The sequence below is a fragment of the Candidatus Agathobaculum pullicola genome (genome assembly GCF_052117205.1).
GTDB lineage: Bacteria > Bacillota > Clostridia > Oscillospirales > Butyricicoccaceae > Agathobaculum > Agathobaculum pullicola.
Genome location: NZ_JBQKJP010000083.1, coordinates 1 through 3,407 on the forward strand (window position 1 = coordinate 1; position 3,407 = coordinate 3,407).

The 3,407-nt window shown below is 46.2% G+C and carries 2 protein-coding genes; both read right to left on the reverse strand.

From position 1 onward, the window contains the following. Positions 1 to 10 precede the first annotated feature (10 nt). Positions 11 to 778, reverse strand: a complete 768-nt coding sequence (locus ACTQ3V_RS15335; protein WP_002586626.1) for a class I SAM-dependent methyltransferase — start codon at positions 776 to 778, stop codon at positions 11 to 13. A 50-nt stretch (positions 779 to 828) separates the two neighbouring features. Then, complete coding sequence (gene tet(W), locus ACTQ3V_RS15340; RefSeq protein ID WP_002586627.1) at positions 829 to 2,748, reverse strand: tetracycline resistance ribosomal protection protein Tet(W); 1,920 nt, start codon at positions 2,746 to 2,748, stop codon at positions 829 to 831. Positions 2,749 to 3,407: the final 659 nt, after the last annotated feature.

The window sequence follows — 3,407 nt, forward strand, 5'->3', positions numbered from 1 at the left end:
AAACTTGAATTTATTTTAAGCTATCACGTTTTACCTTCTTAAGCCTTACTATCATTACCATAGGAATTTCTTTGTTGGTTTTAAAACATTCTTCATAAAATCCATCAATGACAAATCCAGCTCTAAAACAAAGGTTAAAAATATCTTGTATGGAACGATGATAATAAATCTGCTCTTTCGGTTGCCCTTCAATCGCTATATCATAGTAACTGTGCGGTGTCATATATTTTTCAGTCAACGTGACAAAACAAGGGTGTTGCGTTGCAAAGACAAAAATTCCGCTTTCCTGCAACAGTTCATAAACAGCCATAAGAAGTGGTTCAATATCCGTAATATCCATAATTGCCATATTAGAAACTGCTTTCGTAAAGGCTCGATTTCTTTTTAATTCTAATATACTTTTTCTATCGGTCGCATCCGCCACACAAAATTCAATTTGTTTTGCATATTGTGATTGCCGTCTTTTAGCCAATTCTATCATTTTTTTGCTGTAATCAAAAGCGACAACCGAAGCGCCTCTTTGTGCAAGATACGAAGAATAATTTCCATTGCCACACGCAATATCCAAAATGTAATCCGCAGGATTAGGAGATAGAAGTTCCGTTACTTTGGGACGCACTACCTCTCTGTGAAATTCATTAGATTCGTCACCCATTGCATTATCCCAAAATTGTGCGTTCTCCTCCCAGATTTTTTTACTTTCCTCTGTTCCCATGTTCTCTCCCACTCCCCAAATTTGCTTTTTTGCTTCCATTAAATCTTCCTTACTATATTCCATTGTTACCCTCCATAACTTCTGATTGTTGCCGTCTTGACGATTATGTATCTTTACATTACCTTCTGAAACATATGGCGCACCTTGTCCAGGCGGCTGTTTGGACGGCGGGGCTGGATGACCGGCTGACCGACAGCGGCCTGATATCCTTTCAGCTCTGTAAGGCATACGCTCCGCCCGTTGGTGTAAAAGGCCAGATCAGTACGGTATGCCTGTATACAGCGGGCGGGAATCTCGCCAGTAAAGACAACTTCATCCTTTTTTACCTGGGCCGTTTCGATGGTGGCACAGTATTTCGGTGCATCATGATAAGCCCTGGAAAGGTATTCCTGGGGCGCATAGAGGATGAAGGAGAGATAAGGTTCCAGCAGCTGCGTCCCCGATTCCTTCAATGCCTGTTCCAATACAATCGGGGCCAATGAGCGGAAGTCCGCCGGCGTGCTGACCGGACTGTAATAAAGCCCGTATTCAAAGCAAATCTTACAGTCCGTTACGTTCCAGCCGAACAAGCCCTGCTCCAGCCCGTAACGGATACCATCCCTGACAGCGTTTTGAAAACTCTGGTTCAAGTATCCCAGCGAAACCCGGCTCTCGTATTGTACACCGGAGCCAAGCGAGAGTGGTGTAACAGACAGTCCTATGGATGCCCAAAACGGGTTGGGCGGCACCTCGATATGGATGGTGTGGCTGGCTGCTTTGAGCGGCCGCTCCATATAAATGACGGAGGGTTCCTTTACCACTGTTTCAAGCTTGTATTTTTCCGACAGCAAAGCGGAAACAACCTCCAACTGCACCCGGCCCAAAAAAGAAAGAATGATCTCATGGGTGATGGAATCCACTTCGCAACGCAAAAGCGGGTCAGTATCCGCAAGTTGCGTAAGAGCGTCCAGCAGCCGTTCTCTTTGCGCTGCCGTTTTCGGCGCAATCGTCGTCCGCAGCATGGGGAGGGGGTCCTCGCGCCACCTTTTACGAGGGAGCCGGGTTTGGTCCCCTAATACATCGTTTAACCTCACGCTGTCGCTGGGAAGGATAACAATTTCACCCTGATAAGCGGTGTCTGTCCGAACAATTTCCCCTTTGGATGGAATACGCATCTCTGTGATTTTCAGCTTTTCTCTCCCGGCCAGGGCCACCGTATCCCGCAGGCGCAGCGTTCCGCTGTATAACCGTAGATAGACACGCCGCTGGCCGCAATCGGTGTACTCAACCTTGAAAACGCTGCCGCATAGGGCGGCGCCCCCCTGTTCCCCAATCGGTTGGAACAGCCCTGTCACCGCATCCATCAACGGTTGAATGCCAAGGCCATTTTTGGCGCTGCCATGATAGACTGGGAACAGGGAGGCGTCTTGAACCCGCTGCTGTTCCTCCCGCGCAAGTTTTTCCCGGCTGATTGGTTCTCCTGCGATATACTTTTCCAATAATTCATCGTTATTTTCGATGACCGCATCCCATGCTTCTATGTCGGTATTTTCCTCCAGGACTATTTCCGGGGACAGCGACACCGTCTGCTTGATGATAATATCGGCGGAGAGCTTATCCCGAACAGACTGAACCACGCTCTGCAAATCAACGCCAGCCTGGTCGATCTTGTTGATAAAGATAACGGTGGGAATGTTCATTTTCCGCAGGGCATGGAACAGAATACGGGTCTGGGCCTGCACGCCATCTTTAGCGGAGATCACCAAGATGGCCCCATCTAAAACAGCCAAAGAGCGGTACACCTCCGCCAAAAAATCCATGTGGCCGGGCGTATCCACAATGTTAACTTTACATCTGTGCCACTGGAAGGAAGTGACTGCCGCTTGAATGGTAATCCCACGCTGCCGCTCCAAAAACATGGTGTCCGTCCTCGTTGTCCCTTTTTCGACGCTCCCCGGTTCTGAAATGGCTCCGCTGGCATATAGCAGGCTCTCCGTCAAGGTCGTCTTTCCAGCGTCTACATGGGCAAGAATTCCAATATTGATTATTTTCATGTGATTGTCCTCCCTTTACAGCCCCAAAGGGCATAAAAATCCCCAGCAGTAAAATACTTTTACCACTGGGGATTATAAGTTGCGGACATACACATATACAGCATACACCTGTTTGTGATTGCTGTTTTTGGGGATATGTCAAAATTGATAAGGCAAAAGTATTCTTAAATTGGGTACAAAAAACTAAGCCCCTACAAAAGGAGCTATCATAATCCTTTGTTCCCACTATTTGATTATAGTTTTATTTAAGAATACCTTGCCGCATATTTTTTACTCCTTTTCTGGATTAAATCATTGTATCACATCAGTTTTAGGAAAGCAAGTACCTAAAAGAAATTTTTCTTCCCCTTATATGTAACAATCATACCGGCTTCCTAGCGTTCAGAATGTTTTCTGCTGTCTGCTGTGGTGTTTGGTTGGAATTGTCCAACCAAAAGCCGATCCGTGGTGTTGTCTGCATTTTACTAAATACAAATTCAATGTATACAGAAAGATATAAGGAGTGGGAGGGATTCCGCCGTAGTTGGCATTGTAGGAAAATCCAAAAGTTTAGATTTTCCCACAATGCTTATCTTTTGGTCTTTGGTTCGGAATAGTGTAGTGCTGGCGGTCTATCTCTTGTTTTCGGTTGCTTGCTTCCTTACCGTACATGAGCATTC

Coding starts and splice junctions, on each gene's coding strand:
- ACTQ3V_RS15335 (WP_002586626.1), bottom strand. CDS start 778: ATGGAATATAGTAAGGAAGATTTAATGGAAGCAAAAAAGCAAATTTGG.